Here is a 17,938-nt window from a genome sequence, read left to right as displayed (position 1 = left end):
GAATTCACTCCTTGCTAGATAGACTGGATTCGGCAGGAACCTGAAACACATGTCGCAAATAGGCGACGAAATTCGGATCTTTGCAATGGGTCTTGCCAGGCTCGTCGGAGATCTTCGCCACCGGCTGGCCGTTGCAGGCGGTCATTTTAAGCACGATGCTCATCGGTTCGACACCCGGGATATCGCAGGTGAGGTTGGTACCGATGCCGAAGCTCACATTGATGCGACCGTGCAGCGCGCGGAAAATCTCCAACGATTTCGGCAGGGTCAGACTGTCGGAGAACACCAGGGTCTTGCTCATCGGGTCGATGCCGAGCTTGTGGTAGTGCGCGATGCACTTCTCACCCCACGCCACCGGGTCCCCGGAATCGTGGCGCAGGCCGTCGAAGAGCTTGGCGAAGAACAGATCGAAATCGCCAAGAAACGCATCGGTGGTGATGCAATCGGTGAGGGCAATGCCGAGCAGGCCACGGTACTCGCGAACCCAGCAATCGAGGGCGGCGATCTGGCTGTCGATCAGACGCGGGCCGAGTTGCTGGTGGGCCATGATCCACTCATGGGCCATGGTGCCCAGCGGTTTCATGTCCAGCTCGCGGGACAGATGCACGTTACTGGTACCGACGAAACGACCCGGGAAGTCGTGCTTGAGCACGTTGACCACTTCTGCCTGCACACCAAAGGAAAAGCGCCGGCGCGTGCCGAAATCGGCGACCTGCAATTGCGACAGCTCATCGGCCGAGGCATTGGCGGTCAGCCAGTCGAACTTGCGATACAGCTGTTCGCGTGCCTGCTCCAGCGAGGTCTCCCGGTAGCGATAGCGATTGCGCACTTCGCTGACGATCGCCAGCAGCGGCACCTCGTAGAGGATTACGTGCAGCCAGGGTCCGCGCAGGCGGATAAACAACTCGCCATTCTCGATGCCGGTGTGCAGGTAGCGCAGGTTGAAGCGAAACAGGCCAAGGAAGCGCAGAAAATCCGGTTTCAGGAAGCTGATGCGCTCAAGGAAGCTCAACTGATCGGCACTCAGGCTCAGCTCGGCCAGACGCTCGATCTGATGACGGATCTCGGCCAGATACGGACGCAGATCCTCGGCATTGCGGCAACGGAACTCCCATTCGACTTCGACGTTGGGGTAGTTGTGCAGCACCGCCTGCATCATCGTCAGCTTGTAGAAGTCGGTGTCGAGCAGGTTCTGCACGATGCGATCGGCAAACACACTCTCGCTCATAAACGGGTCTCCAGTTGCGCCGCGCCTGGCGCGGTCTATATCGATGGCGCTAGTGGCGCATATCGGCGGTGGGGATTGCCAGCGCTTTTTTGCTTTCAGGTGATAGATCTTCGGAGCCCATACATCTCAAGCCGCAAAAATTGTTCATTTTCGGTTGCACCTCAAGCGCGGCGTGAAGAACTTGCTCGATGCACTCCCAGCTTTTCAAATACTCGGCGAGTAACGAGTGCCTTGGTATCAGCTTTGTTTCCACTGCCTTGAACATCGCTGCCCTGATCATCTCATCGGTTGCTATCTTAGGCATGAAGGCCATCTCCCTTGAAAGAAATCTGTTCAAGCGTATCTACGCCGTCCTGAAGCAACAAATAGGCGGGAAGTATGAGGCGGTAAAAATCAGAGTCGTTGGTGCCCTTGATAGTGATGGACGTAAAAGCTTCCAGAAGACTTGTGGCGGCGCGGATTCTGAAACACGCGTCTTCGAATAATTGATCGCGCGCGGCATATGAGTCTATGAAGAAGGTTGGAATGTTGGTTGCGTTTGCTTTCAGCGGATAAAAACGATTCATGCCATTAACTCCGTCAAGGTGGTCTGCGGGCAAGTGATTGAAGAGTTCATTGCTCTTGATGTAGCAGCTTTGCGAATGTTGATTTTGTGTAAGGTAGTTATTTCAACTAATCAGGCTGTTGCGCTGAGTTGGCTTGGATGAGCTGCCCACCGACTCTCGAGTGGAGAGTCGGAGCGCTAAGTTTCGTTATTCGATATGTGTTGGCGCCGGTGGCCATGCAATTGGATCGAGGTCTAAATCGAGAAAAAGTTTTGAATCAAAAACGGGTGTCTTGATTCCACTGCGACGTTGAACTTCATAATCATGCAAGACCCGCAGGCATATCTTGAAAAGGAGGGCCATCGCGATCAGGTTTACAAGCGCCAGTAGGGTCATGGTGATATCGGCAAAAGCCAGAACTGTGGATAGATCTTCGCTGGCACCCCAGAACACCATTATCAAAACCACGAGTCGATAGATGATCAGCGTTTTTGCAGGTTCACCAAACATGAATCGCAAGCTGTTTTCTCCAAGGTAGTAGTTGTAGAGCATTGCCGTGAATACGAACAGCGCTAACGCCATGCTTATGAACATTCTTCCCCACTCCCCGACAACCGCTGCCAGCGAGTTTTGGGCCAGGGCAATTGCGTCGCCTTCAAATCCCGGAGTGTAAAAGCCGGATAACAAGATCATCAGTGCGGTGCAGGTGCAGACCACGAACGTATCGATGAAAACGCTCAATGCCTGAACAACACCTTGCGCAACTGGATGGCTGACCTTCGCCACTGACGCGACATTAGGGGCGCTGCCCAGCCCCGCTTCGTTGGAGAATACTCCGCGTCTGACGCCCATGATGATGGCGCTGCCGAGCAGACCGCCGAACGCCTGATCCAGACCGAAGGCGCTTCTGATAATGGTCATCAGCATTATCGGTACTTGTTCAAACTGAAGAACCAGCACGTACGCCGTCACGCCGATGTAGGCAAGAACCTTTAGAGGAACCAGTAGGTCGGCTACTGCGGCAATCCGCGTTATACCGCCGATGAATACGATGCCCAGCATCAATGAAAGCGCCAGTCCCGACCACAGGGGCGGTAAATCAAACGCTTCTTTCAGGGAGTGTGATACCGCATGGGATTCGAGACCATTGATGGCAAATCCGAATGTCACCAGCATCAGCATGGCTACGATCAACCCGAGCCAGCGCTGGTTCAGGCCATGCTGAATGTACCAGGACGGGCCGCCTCTATAGAGACCGTTGCCATCGCTGCGCTTATAGAGCTGGCCCAGCGTACATTCGAAGAAGCTGCTCGACATACCCAGAAGTGCGGTCATCCACATCCAGAACACGGCGCCGGGCCCACCCATACTCACCGCAATTCCGACCCCGACGATATTTCCGGTACCCACGCGCCCGGCAAGGCTGAGCGTCAGCGCCTGGAGCGAACTCAAATGATGGCCGCCTGCGCGCCAGCTACCGCATAAAACGCCGAACATATGGGGAAAGTATCGCAGTTGAACAAATCCTGATCGAATCGTGAAATAACCCCCTAGCCCAAGAACAAAAGGTATTAATACCCTGCTCGAAAGAAAATCGTTGATGACATCTAGCATTCAAAGCTCCTTGCTATTAAGAGTGCTGGCAAATCAATGGTGTATTCAGGCCTGAAGTCATTCAGGCGTCGTAATATCCCGCCATATTTGATTCGGTGCAATTTCGCAAGTTGCTTAAATGTGATGCGAGTTGCTGCTATGGTTGCGCCTTTCTCGCCTGTGTTGGGTTGTGGTATGTGTGAATTTTTTCCTGCTAATTTAAAGCTGCTATGTAGTCATTACAGATCTGTCGCGGAGGTTTGTAGGAAGCTTCGGATCAATCGTGGGCAATTCAATAAATATCTATGTGGGAAAAGTTTCCCTACACCTTTTAATCTCAAGCGCATCTGTGATTTTTTTGGTGTCGATGAGAGCGAAATCATTCTGCCTACAGAAAAATTCACGATCCGGATAGGCCTGAAGGCTGACAAGGGTCACTCTTTATTGGGAATGGCCGCTTCACAAATAATGCACGAACATCTACGCCGCCAGTCTTCACCGGAGTTAAAGGCGCATATCGGTTATTACTATGAGTACTACCACGCGATGACTGAGCCCGGCTCCATTCTGTGCTCGCTGGTACATGTGCGGGCCGAAGGCGATGAAATCGTATATGAGCGAAACGAGCGATTGCAGGTTTCTGAAGCTGCAGAGGACTTTGAACGGTATCAATATCTGGGTATTGCCTATCACCTTCGGGATCGCTTGTTTTTTATCGATTATGAATCGCTTACCTCCAACGAAATCACCCAGACAATACTTATACCAAGCTTTAAAAGCTGCATTACGCGGCTCAATGGATTGAAGATGGGCGTTTCCGCTGCGGATCATCGCGCTCCCGCATGCTCTAGGGTCGTATGGGAGTATCTGGGACAGGAAATCAATCCTATCGACGCGTATCGCCGCGTTCGGTTATACAAGCCTGATGATTGCGCCATTGATGATGATCTGCGTACGCGCCTGGCCCAATCCCGGATTGTAGAGGGCCTGTTTGTTATCGCTGGATGACGGTCATGAACAACTCCGGATGGAGCGAGGCCGGGTTCTTTTGATGTTGTTTCTCAAGATCAAAAGAGCCCGGCCTCTTTGCACTCGACAGTTCCGACAAGGGGTTTTTGTCAGGGATTGTCGATCTGCTCCAGCATCCATTTCACAAAATCCCGCACCTTCGGCACTTCCGCCGCGTGCTCCGGGTAGGCCAGGTAATAGGCATCGCTGCTGGGCATCGCATGCTGCCAGGGTATGACCAGTTTGCCTTCGGCCAATTCCTCTTCCACCAGAAACCGCGGCAGCAGCGCCACGCCACAACCGACCTGGGCGGCGCGGATGCACATGTAAAAGGTTTCGAAACGCGGCCCGTGGTAGCTGTGTTCGGTGTGGTAGCCCTGACTGTCGAACCAGTCGTGCCAGGCTTGCGGTCGCGAGGCATTTTGCAGCAGCACCAGGTCGGTGAGTTGCGTCGGGTCAGTGAATGGCGCGTCCGGCAGGCTGCCCGGGGCGCAGACCGGTACCAGTTGTTCGCCGAACAACTTCAGGCATTCGGTGCCCGGACGCGAAGCCTGGCCGAAATAGAAGGCCAGATCGCTGCGCCCCTGCAACAGATCATCGGCTTCCTGTTCGTTGCACAGATCCAGATGAATCGACGGATGGCGCAGGCGCCAGCCTTTCAGGCGCGGCACCAGCCAACGGGCGCCGAAGGTCGAAGGGGTGGAAACGCGCAGGACTTCGGTCTCGCCGCCGTAGGAACGCAGGTAATGGGTCGACATCTCCACTTGGCTGAGGATTTTTCTGACCTCGACCAGATACAAATCCCCGGCCGGCGTCATCTGCAAGCGCCGACGCACGCGGCGGAACAGCAAGTGCTGCAACAGTTCTTCAAGCTGTGCGACCTGTTTGCTCACCGCACTCTGGGTCAGGTTCAGCTCTTCGGCGGCGCGGGTAAAACTCAGGTGCCGGGTCACGGCCTCGAAGCATTGCAGCGCGGTGATCGAGGGCAAGTGGCGTTTGTTCAGCATGGCCAGTCCTTTTTCTTGTCTTTCGCCAGGCAGCATGAATAAACGGAATGATATCTGGCGTAAAGGTCGTTTGTTGCATCGCCGCAGTGAGGCTACAACTAAAGACCTGCCCGGCCATGCGAAAGATGGCCGCACACATTCTGTTTTTGCTTGAGGAGAGACCGATGGTAGCTGCATTGCTTGATCGTCTGGGAGTCAACCCGGCCCTGTACCAGAACGGCAAAGTGCCGGTGCATTCGCCCATCGACGGCAGCGAAATTGCCTCGGTGAACTGGGAAGGCGCTGCCGAAGTCGAGCAACACATCAGTCGCGCAGATCATGCATTCGAGCACTGGCGCAAGGTGCCGGCGCCGCGTCGCGGTGAGCTGGTGCGCCAGTTCGGCGAAGTGTTGCGCGAGTACAAGGCCGACCTCGGCGAGCTGGTGTCGTGGGAGGCCGGCAAGATCACTCAGGAAGGTCTGGGTGAAGTGCAGGAGATGATCGACATCTGCGACTTCGCCGTTGGCCTGTCGCGCCAGCTGTACGGTCTGACCATCGCCTCCGAGCGCCCGGGCCACCATATGCGTGAAACCTGGCATCCGCTTGGCGTGGTCGGCGTCATCAGCGCGTTCAACTTCCCGGTCGCAGTGTGGGCGTGGAACACCACCCTGGCCCTGGTCTGCGGCAACCCGGTGGTGTGGAAGCCATCAGAGAAAACCCCGCTGACCGCGCTGGCCTGTCAGGCGCTGTTTGATCGCGTAGTGAAGAATTTCAGCGATGCCCCACCGAGCCTGTGCCAGGTGGTGATCGGCGGTCGCGATGCCGGCGAAGCGCTGGTCGATGACCCGCGTGTCGCGCTGATCAGCGCCACCGGCAGCACGCGGATGGGGCGCGAAGTGGCGCCGAAAGTCGCCGCGCGTTTCGCCCGCAGCATTCTTGAGCTGGGCGGCAACAACGCGATGATCCTCGGCCCGAGCGCCGATCTGGACATGGCAGTGCGCGCGATTCTGTTCAGCGCCGTCGGCACCGCCGGGCAACGCTGCACGACTTTGCGCCGTCTGATTGCCCATGAGTCGGTCAAGGAAGAAATCGTCACTCGCCTCAAGGCTGCCTATTCGAAAGTACGCATCGGCCATCCGCTGCAAGGCAATCTGGTCGGCCCGCTGATCGACAGGCACAGCTTCGAAAACATGCAGGATGCGCTGGAACAGGCGCTGAGCGAAGGCGGCCGGGTATTCGGCGGCAAGCGCCAACTGGAAGAGCAATTCCCCAACGCCTACTACGTATCGCCGGCCATCGTGGAAATGCCCGAGCAGAGCGACGTGGTCTGCAGCGAAACCTTCGCGCCGATTCTCTACGTGGTCGGCTACAGCGATTTCGAGGAAGCGCTGCGCCTGAACAACGCCGTGCCGCAAGGCCTGTCATCGTGCATCTTCACCACCGACGTTCGTGAGGCCGAGCGGTTCATGTCGGCGGTCGGCAGCGACTGCGGCATCGCCAACGTCAACATCGGCCCGAGCGGCGCGGAAATCGGCGGCGCGTTTGGGGGCGAGAAAGAGACCGGCGGCGGCCGTGAATCCGGCTCCGATGCCTGGCGCGCGTACATGCGCCGGCAGACCAACACCGTCAACTACTCGCTGGAATTGCCGTTGGCGCAGGGCATTACATTCGACTGAAAGGTGGAGATCGTCTGTAGGAGTGAGCACTGTGGCGAGGGGATTTATCCCCGTTCGGCTGCGAAGCAGTCGTCGCTTTTGAAATTTTGGGGCCGCTCCGCGACCCAGCGGGGCGGTGCGACGTTTCGCTAAATCCCCTCGCCACAGGGGGCTCACTCAGGTTTGTGTGTTTGTTGGGTTTCTGTTGGAGTCTGGCAATGCCGTTACGCGAAGAATGTCTGTGGGAAACGCTCACGCCACAACGCCCGGATAACGCCGCGCTCAGTGGCGAGGTCAAGGTCGATGTCTGCGTGATCGGCGCCGGGTTCACCGGGTTGTCAGCGGCGCTGCATCTGTTGGAAAAAGGTAAAAGCGTCTGCGTGCTGGAAGCGCATCGCGCAGGGCACGGTGGCTCCGGGCGCAATGTCGGGCTGGTCAACGCCGGCATGTGGATTCCTCCGGACGAGATCGAAGCCGGGTTCGGCGAGGCGGTCGGTAGTCAGCTCAACCGCATGCTCGGTGCGGCGCCGGCGCTGGTGTTCAGCCTTGTGGATAAATACGCCATCGATTGCCAATTGCGCCGCGAAGGCACTTTGCACATGGCGCATAACGCCAAGGGCGAGGCGGATCTGCGCAGTCGCGAGCAGCAGTGGAAGCGCCGTGGCGCGCCGGTCGAACTGCTGACCGGCAAGGCCTGCGAGCAAGCCACCGGCACGCAGAAAATCGCCGCCGCGTTGCTTGATCGCCGCGCCGGGACGCTCAATCCGATGGCCTATGTCACCGGGCTGGCCAATGCCGTGCGCGGGCTCGGCGGGCAGATGTTCGATCATTCGCCAGTGGCTCGCCTCGAGCGCATCGGGCAGAACTGGTCGGTGCAAACCGCCCAGGGTTCGGTACTCGCCGAAAAAGTGGTCATCGCCTCCAATGCTTACACCGAAGGCGACTGGACCGAACTCAAGCGCAATTTCTTTCCCGGTTATTACTACCAGGTCGCCTCGGTGCCGCTCAGCGAAGACGCCGCGCAGGAAATTCTTCCCGGCGGGCAGGGCTCGTGGGACACCCGTCAGGTGCTGAGCAGCATCCGCCGCGACAAGGACGGGCGCCTGTTGCTCGGCAGCCTCGGCAATGGCAACCAGAAACCGACCTGGTTTCTCAAGGCCTGGGCTGATCGGGTACAGCAGCATTACTTCCCCAATCTGAAGCCGGTCGAGTGGGAATGCACCTGGACCGGGCGCATTGCGTTTACCCCTGATCACCTGATGCGCCTGTTCGAACCGGCGCCGGGACTGGTGGCCGTCACCGGTTATAACGGTCGCGGCGTCACCACCGGCACGGTGGTCGGCAAAGCTTTTGCCGATTACCTGTGCAACGGCAATCCGCAGGCACTGCCGATTCCCTTCGCACCGATGCAACCCCTGGCCGGTGTGGGCTTGCGCAGTTGCCTGTACGAGGCGGGGTTTTCCCTGTATCACGCGGGCCAGTGCCTGCGCATCGTCATTTGAGTGTTGAAATTTGTTGCCGCAAGCGGCGCTTTTGCATCCAGCGACTAGCCTGTAATGGTGCGGGTTGTAGCAGTCCCGCACCAGCAGTGTGCAGTTCGGTGACGCGGGCTGTTACAGGCTGGTTGCACGTCGTTTGCCGCTGCGGTTGCAATGATGGCGCGTGCGGGTTGCGCCTGAAAAAACACATGGTTTCACCTTCCGCGGTTTAGACGGTTGCACGCCCAATGAAAATGGGACCGAAACAGTCGAAATAACAACAACGCAGCGACTTTTTGAAGAATAAAAAACCGATGGCACGGGCCTTGCTCTGAGCTTTGAGTGAAGTGAAGTCGCAGTGCCAACTAAAAAAACCTTGGAGCACCACCTCATGTCCCAGACGTTTTACAAGAAAGGCTTTCTGGCCCTCGCAGTCGCTACTGCGCTGGGTGTTTCTGCGTTTGCTCAAGCTGATATCAAGATCGGTGTAGCGGGTCCCATGACCGGTGCCAACGCGGCATTCGGCGAGCAGTACATGAAGGGTGCACAGGCGGCGGCCGATGCGGTCAACGCGGCGGGTGGCGTCAACGGGGAAAAAATCGTTCTGGTCAAAGGCGACGACGCCTGCGAACCGAAGCAGGCAGTGACGGTCGCCAAGGACCTCACCAACCAGAAAGTCGCCGGCGTGGTCGGGCACTTCTGCTCCTCCTCGACCATTCCAGCCTCGGAAATCTACGACGAAGCCGGGATCATCGCGATCACCCCGGGCTCGACCAACCCGCAAGTGACCGAACGCGGCCTGAGCGCGATGTTCCGTATGTGCGGACGTGACGACCAGCAAGGCATCGTTGCCGGCGACTACATCGTCGACATGCTCAAGGGCAAGAAAGTCGTCGTGCTGCACGACAAGGACACCTACGGCCAAGGCCTGGCGGACGCCACCAAGGCTCAGCTGGAAAAACGCGGCGTCAAGCCTGTGCTGTACGAAGGCCTGACCCGCGGCGAGAAAGACTTCAGCACCATCGTTACCAAGATCCGTGGCGCCGGCGCCGATGTCGTCTACTTCGGCGGCCTGCACCCGGAAGCCGGTCCACTGGTTCGCCAGCTGCGCGAACAAGGTCTGAAAGACGTCAAGTTCATGTCCGATGACGGCATCGTGACCGACGAGCTGGTGACCACCGCTGGCGGCCCGCAATTCACCGACGGCGTGCTGATGACCTTCGGCGCCGACCCGCGCCTTTTGCCTGAAAGCAAGACCGTAGTGGACGCGTTCCGCAAGGCCGGCACCGAGCCTGAAGGCTACACCCTGTACGCCTACGCCTCGGTTCAGACTCTGGCGGCAGCGTTCAACGGCGCCAAGTCCAACAAGGGTGAAGAGGCTGCGGCCTGGCTGAAGAAAAATCCGGTGAAAACCGTGATGGGCGAAAAAACCTGGGACTCCAAGGGCGACCTGAAAGTCTCCGACTACGTGGTTTACCAGTGGGACAAGGACGGCAAATACCACCAGCTGGAAAAGCAGAAGTAAGGGCTGAAGCGATCACTCGGCTCACTTGAAACCCTGTGGGAGCGGGCTTGCCCGCGATGGCGTCAGCTCAATCGACACACAAGTTGGCTGATCCACCGCTATCGCTGGCAAGCCAGCTCCCACAGGATTCAGTGGCGATCGGGCTGATCACGCTCCGACATTGCTCCGACGTACATCTGTATTTTTCCTAGAAGAACCGCGCGCCGATGGCGCGCAGGTTCTCACTGCGTGAGATTGCGTTATGGATGGTATTTTCCTGCAGCAACTGGTCAATGGCCTGACCCTCGGGTCGGTCTATGGCCTGATCGCCATCGGCTACACAATGGTCTACGGCATCATCGGCATGATCAACTTCGCCCACGGCGAGGTTTACATGATTTCCGCTTACCTGGCGGCAATCAGTCTGGCTCTGCTGGCTTACTTCGGTATCGAATCCTTCCCGCTGCTGATGCTCGGCACGCTGATCTTCACCATCGTCGTCACGGCGGTGTATGGCTGGGTCATCGAGCGTGTTGCCTACAAACCCCTGCGTAACTCGACCCGCCTGGCGCCGCTGATCAGCGCTATCGGTATTTCGCTGATTCTGCAGAACTACGCACAGATCGCTCAGGGTGCCAAACAACAGGGCGTGCCTACGCTGCTGACCGGTGCCTGGCGTGTTGAAGTCGGCACCGGCTTCGTACAACTGACCTACACCAAAGTCTTCATCCTGATCGCCGCATTCGTCGGCATGGGGCTGCTGACCTACGTCATCAAATACACCAAGCTCGGCCGCATGTGCCGTGCGACCCAGCAAGACCGCAAGATGGCCTCGATCCTGGGGATCAACACCGACCGGGTGATTTCCTATGTGTTCATCATCGGTGCAGCCATGGCCGCACTGGCCGGTGTGCTGATCACCATGAACTACGGCACGTTCGACTTCTATGCCGGCTTCATCATCGGCATCAAGGCGTTCACCGCAGCGGTTCTGGGCGGCATCGGTTCACTGCCCGGCGCGATGCTCGGCGGGATCATCCTCGGCATCTCCGAGTCGCTGTTCTCCGGTCTGGTCAACTCCGACTACAAAGACGTGTTCAGTTTCTCGCTGCTCGTCCTCGTACTGGTCTTCCGGCCGCAGGGCCTGTTGGGCCGTCCTCTTGTGTCGAAGGTGTAAGCGATGTCTGCAACCACTGAAAAATCCATCGATATCAAAAAAAGCCTGGTCGAAGCGATTCTTGCCGGCCTGATTGCGCTGATCGTGTTCGGGCCGATTGTCGGCGTGGTCCTCGACGGCTACAGCTTCAACCTCGAAGCGACCCGCGTGGCGTGGATCATTGCCATCGTCATGGCCGGTCGCTTTGCCCTCAGCCTGTTCCTGCAAACGCCCAAGGGCCTGAAGATCCTCGACGGGTTCGAGAGCAGCGGTTCCGGTGTGCACGTGCTGCCGGCGGACTACAAATCGCGGCTGCGCTGGATCATCCCGCTGATCATTGTGCTGGCGATCATCGTGCCGTTTGTTTCCAACTCCTATTTGCTCGGCGTGGTCATCCTCGGTTTGATCTACGTGTTGCTGGGGCTGGGGCTGAACATTGTGGTCGGTCTGGCCGGGCTGCTCGATCTTGGTTACGTGGCGTTCTACGCCATCGGCGCCTACGGTCTGGCTTTGGGTTATCAATATCTGGGTCTGGGTTTCTGGACGGTGCTGCCGCTGGCGGCAATCACCGCAGGCCTGGCGGGCTGCATTCTCGGTTTCCCGGTGTTGCGTCTGCACGGTGACTATCTGGCGATCGTGACCCTGGGCTTCGGCGAAATCATTCGTCTGGTGCTGAACAACTGGCTGTCCCTGACCGGCGGCCCGAACGGCATGCCGGCGCCACTGCCGACGTTCTTCGGCCTGGAGTTCGGCAAGCGGGCGAAGGATGGCGGAGTACCGTTCCATGAGTTCTTCGGTCTGACCTACAACCCCGACGTGAAGTATTACTTCATCTACGCAGTGCTGTTCCTGGTGGTGCTGGCGGTGCTGTACGTCAAGCATCGGCTGGTGAAGATGCCGGTCGGTCGCGCGTGGGAAGCGCTGCGTGAAGATGAAATCGCCTGCCGCTCGATGGGTCTCAACCATGTGCTGGTCAAGCTCTCGGCGTTCACCATCGGTGCGTCGACGGCGGGTCTGGCCGGGGTGTTCTTCGCCACCTATCAAGGCTTCGTCAACCCGACCTCGTTTACCTTCTTCGAATCGGCGCTGATCCTCGCCATCGTCGTGCTCGGCGGCATGGGCTCGACCATTGGCGTAGTCATCGCCGCGTTTGTGCTCACCGTCGCTCCGGAACTGCTGCGCGGCTTCGCTGAATACCGCGTGCTGCTGTTCGGCATCCTGATGGTGTTGATGATGATCTGGCGACCACGCGGGCTGATCCGCATCAGCCGCACCGGGGTCAAACCACGCAAAGGTGCCATTCACTACGAGAGGACTGCGCCATGAGTGAAGTCGTACTCTCTGTTGAAAAACTGATGATGCATTTCGGTGGCATCAAGGCGTTGAGCGATGTCAGCCTGAAGGTCAAACGAAATTCGATCTTCGCCCTGATCGGACCCAATGGTGCCGGCAAGACCACGGTGTTCAACTGCCTGACCGGTTTCTACAAGGCCACGGGCGGCAAGATCGAACTCAACGTGCGCGGCCAGCAGACCAACGTCATCCAGTTGCTGGGCGAGTCGTTCAAACCGACCGATTTCGTCTCGCCGAAATCCTTCCTCAGCCGCATGTACTACAAGATGTTCGGCGGTACTCACCTGGTGAACCGTGCAGGTCTTGCCCGTACGTTCCAGAACATTCGCCTGTTCAAGGAAATGTCGGTGCTGGAAAACCTGCTGGTGGCGCAGCACATGTGGGTCAACCGCAACATGCTCGCCGGCATCCTCAATACCAAGGGCTATCGCAAGGCCGAGAGCGATGCGCTGGATGTCGCGTTCTACTGGCTCGAAGTGGTCGATCTGGTCGACTGCGCCAACCGTCTCGCCGGTGAACTCTCGTACGGCCAACAACGCCGTCTGGAAATTGCCCGGGCCATGTGCACGCGGCCGCAGATCATCTGTCTCGACGAACCGGCCGCCGGCCTCAACCCTCAGGAAACCGAAGCGCTCAGCGCGATGATCCGGCTGCTGCGCGACGAGCACGATCTGACCGTGGTGCTGATCGAACACGACATGGGCATGGTCATGAGCATTTCCGATCACATCGTGGTTCTCGACCACGGCATCGTCATCGCCGAAGGCGGGCCGGAAGCGATCCGCAACGATCCGAAAGTGATCGCGGCCTATCTGGGCGCCGACGAAGAGGAGCTGGTATGAGTCAACCGATCCTCGAACTGCGTAATCTGGACGTCTTCTACGGCCCGATCCAGGCGCTCAAAGGCGTTTCCCTGCAGATCAACGAAGGCGAAACCGTCAGCCTGATCGGCTCCAACGGTGCCGGCAAGTCGACCTTGCTGATGTCGATCTTCGGCCAGCCGAGAGCGGCGGGCGGGCAGATTCTCTATCAGGGCGTCGACATCACGCAGAAGTCCTCGCACTACATCGCCTCCAATGGCATCGCGCAGTCGCCGGAAGGGCGGCGGGTGTTCCCCGACATGACCGTCGAGGAAAACCTGCTGATGGGCACCATCCCGATTGGCGACAAGTACGCCAAAGAGGACATGCAGCGCATGTTCGAGCTGTTTCCACGGCTTGAAGAGCGGCGCAATCAACGGGCGATGACCATGTCTGGCGGTGAACAGCAGATGCTCGCCATCGCCCGAGCGCTGATGAGCCGGCCGAAGCTGTTGCTGCTCGATGAACCGAGCCTGGGTCTGGCACCGATCGTGGTAAAGCAGATCTTCGCCACGCTGCGTGAGTTGGCAAAAACCGGGATGACGATTTTCCTCGTCGAGCAGAACGCCAACCATGCGCTGAAGCTGTCGGACCGGGCGTATGTGATGGTCAACGGCGAAATCCGTCTGACCGGCACCGGTAAAGAGTTGTTGGTGAATGAGGAGGTGCGTAACGCCTATCTGGGCGGGCACTGATTCTTCTCGCGGTTGTACACAGCCCCGGCGACGAGAGTCCCGGGGCTTTTTTATTTTTTGGAATCCACCACAGGTAAATTAGTAATTCCCAAAATTGTGGAAAACAAATTCCCCAAGCTGCCAAAGCGCGACATATAGACGCTGCAAATGGCTGTTTTTCCACAGTTTTGACTTGTCCCCGGTTACTGTGGAACTGGCTGTGAATAACGTGGGTGTATATGGTTGAAGGCCTTGTAATCCGTGGCCTCCAGGCTTGTGGTTGTTTTTTGATCAGTCAGTTTCAAGCAGGCGTGAGGCGCCATTGTCAACCTTTTTATAGTGCATCCGGGTCGGGTACTGTCGTGTGTAAAAGCCTGTGGATAAGTCTGTGACTAAACTCTGGAAAGACCTCGCGGAGCGCCGTAATTGCTGGCCTCGCGCAATCACCCGGTTGCGCCGTCCGTCGTGCAAAATGCCCTGTGCCGCACATCCCCCGCCTCACGGTCAAGCAAAAAACTTTCCATTTCGCCCGCAAAGCCTTGTGTGGCGCGGCTTTGCGCGTTTGCACTTGCCCCCGGAAACTGTGGAGCAGACTGTGGATAACATGCGTGCACATGGCTACAGGCCACGCTGGCTGTGGCCTTGGCGGGTCTGGTTGATTTTTGTACAGCTGGCAAGTGTTGCCCGTATCCGCGAGGGCGGGCATGCTGCCTGCTGATTTTCTATTCCAAGGGCTGCCGTAGCGGCCGAAGCAAGGAGAACACGATGTCCGACACCCTGTTTATCACCGGCGCGACGTCCGGTTTTGGTGAAGCCTGTGCCCGTCGTTTTGCCGAGGCTGGCTGGAAGCTGGTTCTGACCGGCCGTCGTGAAGAACGTCTCAATGCCCTGTGCGCCGAACTGTCGAAGCAGACCGAAGTGCATGGTCTGGTCCTCGATGTGCGCGATCGCAAGGCGATGGAGGAGGCAATCGCCAACCTGCCGCCGTCGTTTGCCAAACTCCGTGGCTTGATCAACAACGCCGGCCTGGCGCTCGGCGTCGACCCGGCGCCGAAATGCGATCTGGATGACTGGGACACCATGGTCGACACCAACGTCAAAGGCCTGATGTACGCCACCCGCCTGCTGCTGCCTCGGCTGATCGCCCACGGCCGTGGTGCCGGTATCGTCAACCTCGGTTCCATCGCCGGCAACTATCCGTACCCGGGCAGCCACGTGTACGGCGCGACCAAAGCCTTCGTCAAACAGTTCTCGCTGAACCTGCGTTGCGACTTGCAAGGCACTGGCGTGCGGGTCAGCAATATCGAGCCCGGCCTGTGCGAAAGCGAGTTCTCGCTGGTACGTTTTGCCGGTGACCAGGAACGCTACAACGCCACTTACGCTGGCGCCGAGCCGATCCAGCCGCAGGACATCGCCGAGACGATCTTCTGGGTCATGAACACCCCGGCGCATATCAACATCAATAGCCTGGAGCTGATGCCGGTGAGCCAGACCTGGGCCGGGTTTGCCATCGAGCGTAACAAGGCTTGATACCGCGTTGAGGCCATTCGCGAGCAGGCTCGCTCCCACATTGGACATGCATTTTTCCCTGTGGGAGCGAGCCTGCTCGCGAAAGGGTCGGCACAGGCAAAACAGGACGATAAGCTAAACTCCTCACTCAACCATCAGGCCGCACCCCGCGGCGCTCAAGGTTTCATGAGGAGTTCAAGTGAGTAACCGAGGTGAGCAGGCACTGCTCAAACAGTCGACGCTGCTGATGCTGGCGGTGTCGATTGCCGGGATCGTCACCGGTTTTGTTTCAGGTTCGCAATCCATCCTGTTCGATGGCTTTTTTTCGCTGATCGCGACATTCATCAAAATCCTGATGCTGATCACCGCCCGGCTGATCGCCAAGCAAAGCAATCAGCGTTTCCAGTTCGGCTTCTGGCATCTGGAACCGATGGTGTTGCTGATCGAGGGCAGCTTCCTGCTGTTGATCGCCATCTACGCCTTTCTCAACGGCGTGTTCGGCATCATCAATGGTGGTCGTGATATCGAGTTGGGTCTGGTGATCGTCTATGCGGCGGTGTTTACCGTCGTCGAGTTCGCCTACTTCTTTTACGTGCGCCGGCGTAATCGCACGCTCAAATCCAGCCTCATCCAGTTCGACAACATCAGTTGGCTGGTCGACGCGATGCTTTCGGTGGGGTTGTTGATCAGTTTCCTCGCCGCGCTGCTGCTCAAGTCCCAGGGCTATGGCGAGTGGGCGGTGTATGTCGACCCGCTGATCCTCATCGTACTCGCGCTGACCATGCTGCCCCCGGCGTTGAAGATCCTCGGCCCGGCGTTGCGTGATGTGCTGGGAATCGCCCCGGACACGCTGGATGAGCAGGTCAGGCAGGTCATGGAGGTGGCGAAGGTCGAGCATGGTTTCGACGATTACGTGTCCTACGTGCAAAAGCACGGTCGGGCGCGGTTCATCGAAATTCATGTGGTGTTGCCGGCGGATTATCCGCTGCGCAATGTCACGCAACTGGACGCGCTACGTGAGCAGATATCGGCTCAGTTGGGTGAACCGGATGCGGCAAGGTGGCTGACGATCAGCTTCACCGGAGACAAAAAGTGGATTGCCTGATCTGATCCGGATGTCTGCTGAGAACACAGTTGTGGCGAGGGGATTTATCCCCGCTGGCGCGCGCAGCGGCCCCGCTCTTTTCAGGGCCGCTACGCGCCCCAACGGGGATAAATCCCCTCGCCACAGTAATCCTCTAGCCCCAAATCCTGCTTTGCACGAGTCAGCGAAGATATTCAGCCAGTCCGCTATAACAAGTCGCCAAATGATAAGGCGTAGTCGAAGGCATGTCCTTGCGGCTGACCTCCCCATTTTCATCCCGACACTCATGCCAGCCGCCGGCATGCAGAAACCGCTGCTGCAACGCCTGCAACTGGCGCAGCACTACCGCTTCGCTGTCCGCCCGCAAGGTCAGCGCGCGCAGGTATTCGGCCTGAGCCCAGATGCGCTGGGTCGAATCCCTCGGCCGTCCATTGCCATCCAGATCGAGCATCGCCCGCACCGCGCCGCAGGACTCCAGCACGCCGTACTGCTCGGTAAAGGCAAATGCCCGATCCAGCGCCCGGTGCAGTTTCGAATCGCGCAACAGCGCCGACGATTCGAGCAGGAAATACCATTCGAACTGGTGCCCCGGCTCGTACCAGTTATCCACAGCGCCCAGCGGCTTCTCCATCAACACGCCATATTGCGGATCGACGAATTGCTTGTGCATGGCTGTGCATAACTCAAGCAGGGCGTTGTGCGTCTGCGAGTCTTCACGAACGGCGAGGGTCGCCAGAAAAGCTTCGGCCAGATGCATCAGCGGATTTTGCAGTGGCCCGGTTTGCAGGGTGAGCCAATCACGCTCAAGGCAGGCTTCGTACAAACCGTCGCCGGTGGCGAATCGGCGGCCGATGATTTCCAGCGCGGCGTTCAATGTCGACTCGGCCAGCGAATCCCGCGACTTGTCCCAGTAATGCGCGCAGGCAAAGAGGATGAAGGCGTGGGTGTAGAGATCCTTGCGCTGGTCCAGCGGCTTGCCCTGTGCGTCGATGCTGTAGAACCAGCCGCCATGCTCGGCATCATGGAAGTGCCGTTGCAGGGAACGGAACAGCGCGGCGGCGCGGACTTCGGCGTTATCCACAACCCCGATCAGGCTGGAGAACAGATACAGCTGCCGTGCGCAGGCCATCGCCCGATAGCGCTGCACTGGCAACGGTTGGTGTGTAGCGTCCAGCGCCTCATAGGGCAACGCCATGTCGGCGTTCCAGCCCGGGCCTTGCCACAGCGGCACGATCACGTCGAGGAAGTGCTGCTGCACTTGGCCAAACAGGGCGGTCAATTCGGGCAGGGCGGTGGAGCGGGAAG

16 protein-coding genes are annotated in these 17,938 nt (G+C 58.3%); 10 read left to right on the top strand and 6 right to left on the bottom strand.

The annotated features are described in order from the left end of the window. Window positions 1-4 precede the first annotated feature (4 nt). The 4 genes from pncB to D8U70_RS00305 form a co-directional block, all read right to left on the bottom strand. A complete protein-coding gene (gene pncB, locus D8U70_RS00320; protein ID WP_024011382.1) occupies window positions 5-1,228 on the bottom strand; it encodes a nicotinate phosphoribosyltransferase in 1,224 nt (407 codons plus the stop codon). Window positions 1,229-1,277: 49 nt separating this feature from the next. Then, window positions 1,278-1,532 carry a hypothetical protein gene (locus D8U70_RS00315; protein ID WP_065615509.1) on the bottom strand — a complete coding sequence of 85 codons (255 nt, stop codon included), beginning with the start codon at window positions 1,530-1,532 and terminating at the stop codon, window positions 1,278-1,280. Further along, window positions 1,525-1,794: a hypothetical protein gene (locus D8U70_RS00310; RefSeq protein WP_065615510.1), complete on the bottom strand. Its 270-nt coding sequence runs from the start codon at window positions 1,792-1,794 to the stop codon at window positions 1,525-1,527. Before D8U70_RS00310 ends, D8U70_RS00315 begins: the two co-directional genes overlap by 8 nt. A gap of 186 nt (window positions 1,795-1,980) precedes the next feature. After that, entirely contained in the window at window positions 1,981-3,387 is a 1,407-nt protein-coding gene (locus D8U70_RS00305; protein ID WP_130928074.1) for an alanine/glycine:cation symporter family protein, read from the bottom strand. 138 nt (window positions 3,388-3,525) lie between these two features. Between D8U70_RS00305 and D8U70_RS00300 the strand changes: the two genes are divergently transcribed. Beyond that, complete coding sequence (locus D8U70_RS00300; RefSeq protein WP_241664626.1) at window positions 3,526-4,374, top strand: helix-turn-helix transcriptional regulator; 849 nt, start codon at window positions 3,526-3,528, stop codon at window positions 4,372-4,374. Between the two features lie 110 nt (window positions 4,375-4,484). Here D8U70_RS00300 and D8U70_RS00295 read toward each other — a convergent pair whose 3' ends face one another. Next, complete coding sequence (locus D8U70_RS00295) at window positions 4,485-5,381, bottom strand: LysR family transcriptional regulator (RefSeq protein ID WP_073471709.1); 897 nt, start codon at window positions 5,379-5,381, stop codon at window positions 4,485-4,487. 164 nt (window positions 5,382-5,545) lie between these two features. On the opposite strand from D8U70_RS00295, the gene D8U70_RS00290 reads away from it, so the two are divergent. The 9 genes from D8U70_RS00290 (at window position 5,546) to D8U70_RS00245 (ending at window position 16,654) form a co-directional block, all read left to right on the top strand. Then, window positions 5,546-7,036: an aldehyde dehydrogenase family protein gene (locus D8U70_RS00290; RefSeq protein ID WP_024011383.1), complete on the top strand. Its 1,491-nt coding sequence runs from the start codon at window positions 5,546-5,548 to the stop codon at window positions 7,034-7,036. 197 nt (window positions 7,037-7,233) lie between these two features. Continuing rightward, on the top strand, window positions 7,234-8,517 hold the full coding sequence (locus D8U70_RS00285; protein ID WP_130928073.1) for an FAD-binding oxidoreductase: 1,284 nt from the start codon (window positions 7,234-7,236) through the stop codon (window positions 8,515-8,517). Between the two features lie 367 nt (window positions 8,518-8,884). After that, window positions 8,885-10,018 (top strand): ABC transporter substrate-binding protein, encoded by a 1,134-nt coding sequence (locus D8U70_RS00280; RefSeq protein WP_016771919.1) that lies wholly within the window; start codon window positions 8,885-8,887, stop codon window positions 10,016-10,018. 241 nt (window positions 10,019-10,259) lie between these two features. Continuing rightward, complete coding sequence (locus D8U70_RS00275) at window positions 10,260-11,174, top strand: branched-chain amino acid ABC transporter permease (protein WP_016771918.1); 915 nt, start codon at window positions 10,260-10,262, stop codon at window positions 11,172-11,174. Window positions 11,175-11,177: 3 nt separating this feature from the next. Next, window positions 11,178-12,479, top strand: a complete 1,302-nt coding sequence (gene livM, locus D8U70_RS00270; RefSeq protein WP_016771917.1) for a high-affinity branched-chain amino acid ABC transporter permease LivM — start codon at window positions 11,178-11,180, stop codon at window positions 12,477-12,479. Then, window positions 12,476-13,348, top strand: coding sequence for an ATP-binding cassette domain-containing protein (locus D8U70_RS00265; protein WP_016771916.1), 873 nt, complete (start codon window positions 12,476-12,478; stop codon window positions 13,346-13,348). Before livM ends, D8U70_RS00265 begins: the two co-directional genes overlap by 4 nt. Further along, on the top strand, window positions 13,345-14,061 hold the full coding sequence (locus D8U70_RS00260; RefSeq protein ID WP_016771915.1) for an ABC transporter ATP-binding protein: 717 nt from the start codon (window positions 13,345-13,347) through the stop codon (window positions 14,059-14,061). The genes D8U70_RS00265 and D8U70_RS00260 overlap by 4 nt, the downstream gene beginning before the upstream one ends. Before the next feature lie 744 nt (window positions 14,062-14,805). Continuing rightward, on the top strand, window positions 14,806-15,570 hold the full coding sequence (locus D8U70_RS00255; protein WP_122748055.1) for an SDR family oxidoreductase: 765 nt from the start codon (window positions 14,806-14,808) through the stop codon (window positions 15,568-15,570). Between the two features lie 178 nt (window positions 15,571-15,748). Beyond that, window positions 15,749-16,654: a cation diffusion facilitator family transporter gene (locus tag D8U70_RS00245; RefSeq protein WP_122707753.1), complete on the top strand. Its 906-nt coding sequence runs from the start codon at window positions 15,749-15,751 to the stop codon at window positions 16,652-16,654. A gap of 160 nt (window positions 16,655-16,814) precedes the next feature. On the opposite strand, the gene D8U70_RS00240 is transcribed toward D8U70_RS00245, so the two are convergent. Further along, the coding region (locus D8U70_RS00240) for an AGE family epimerase/isomerase (RefSeq protein WP_130928072.1) at window positions 16,815-17,938 on the bottom strand (1,124 nt) is incomplete at its 5' end.

Source organism: Pseudomonas sp. Sample_20, from assembly GCF_004307585.1.
Taxonomy (GTDB): domain Bacteria; phylum Pseudomonadota; class Gammaproteobacteria; order Pseudomonadales; family Pseudomonadaceae; genus Aquipseudomonas; species Aquipseudomonas atacamensis.
This window is presented reverse-complemented; position numbering and strand designations above follow the sequence as displayed.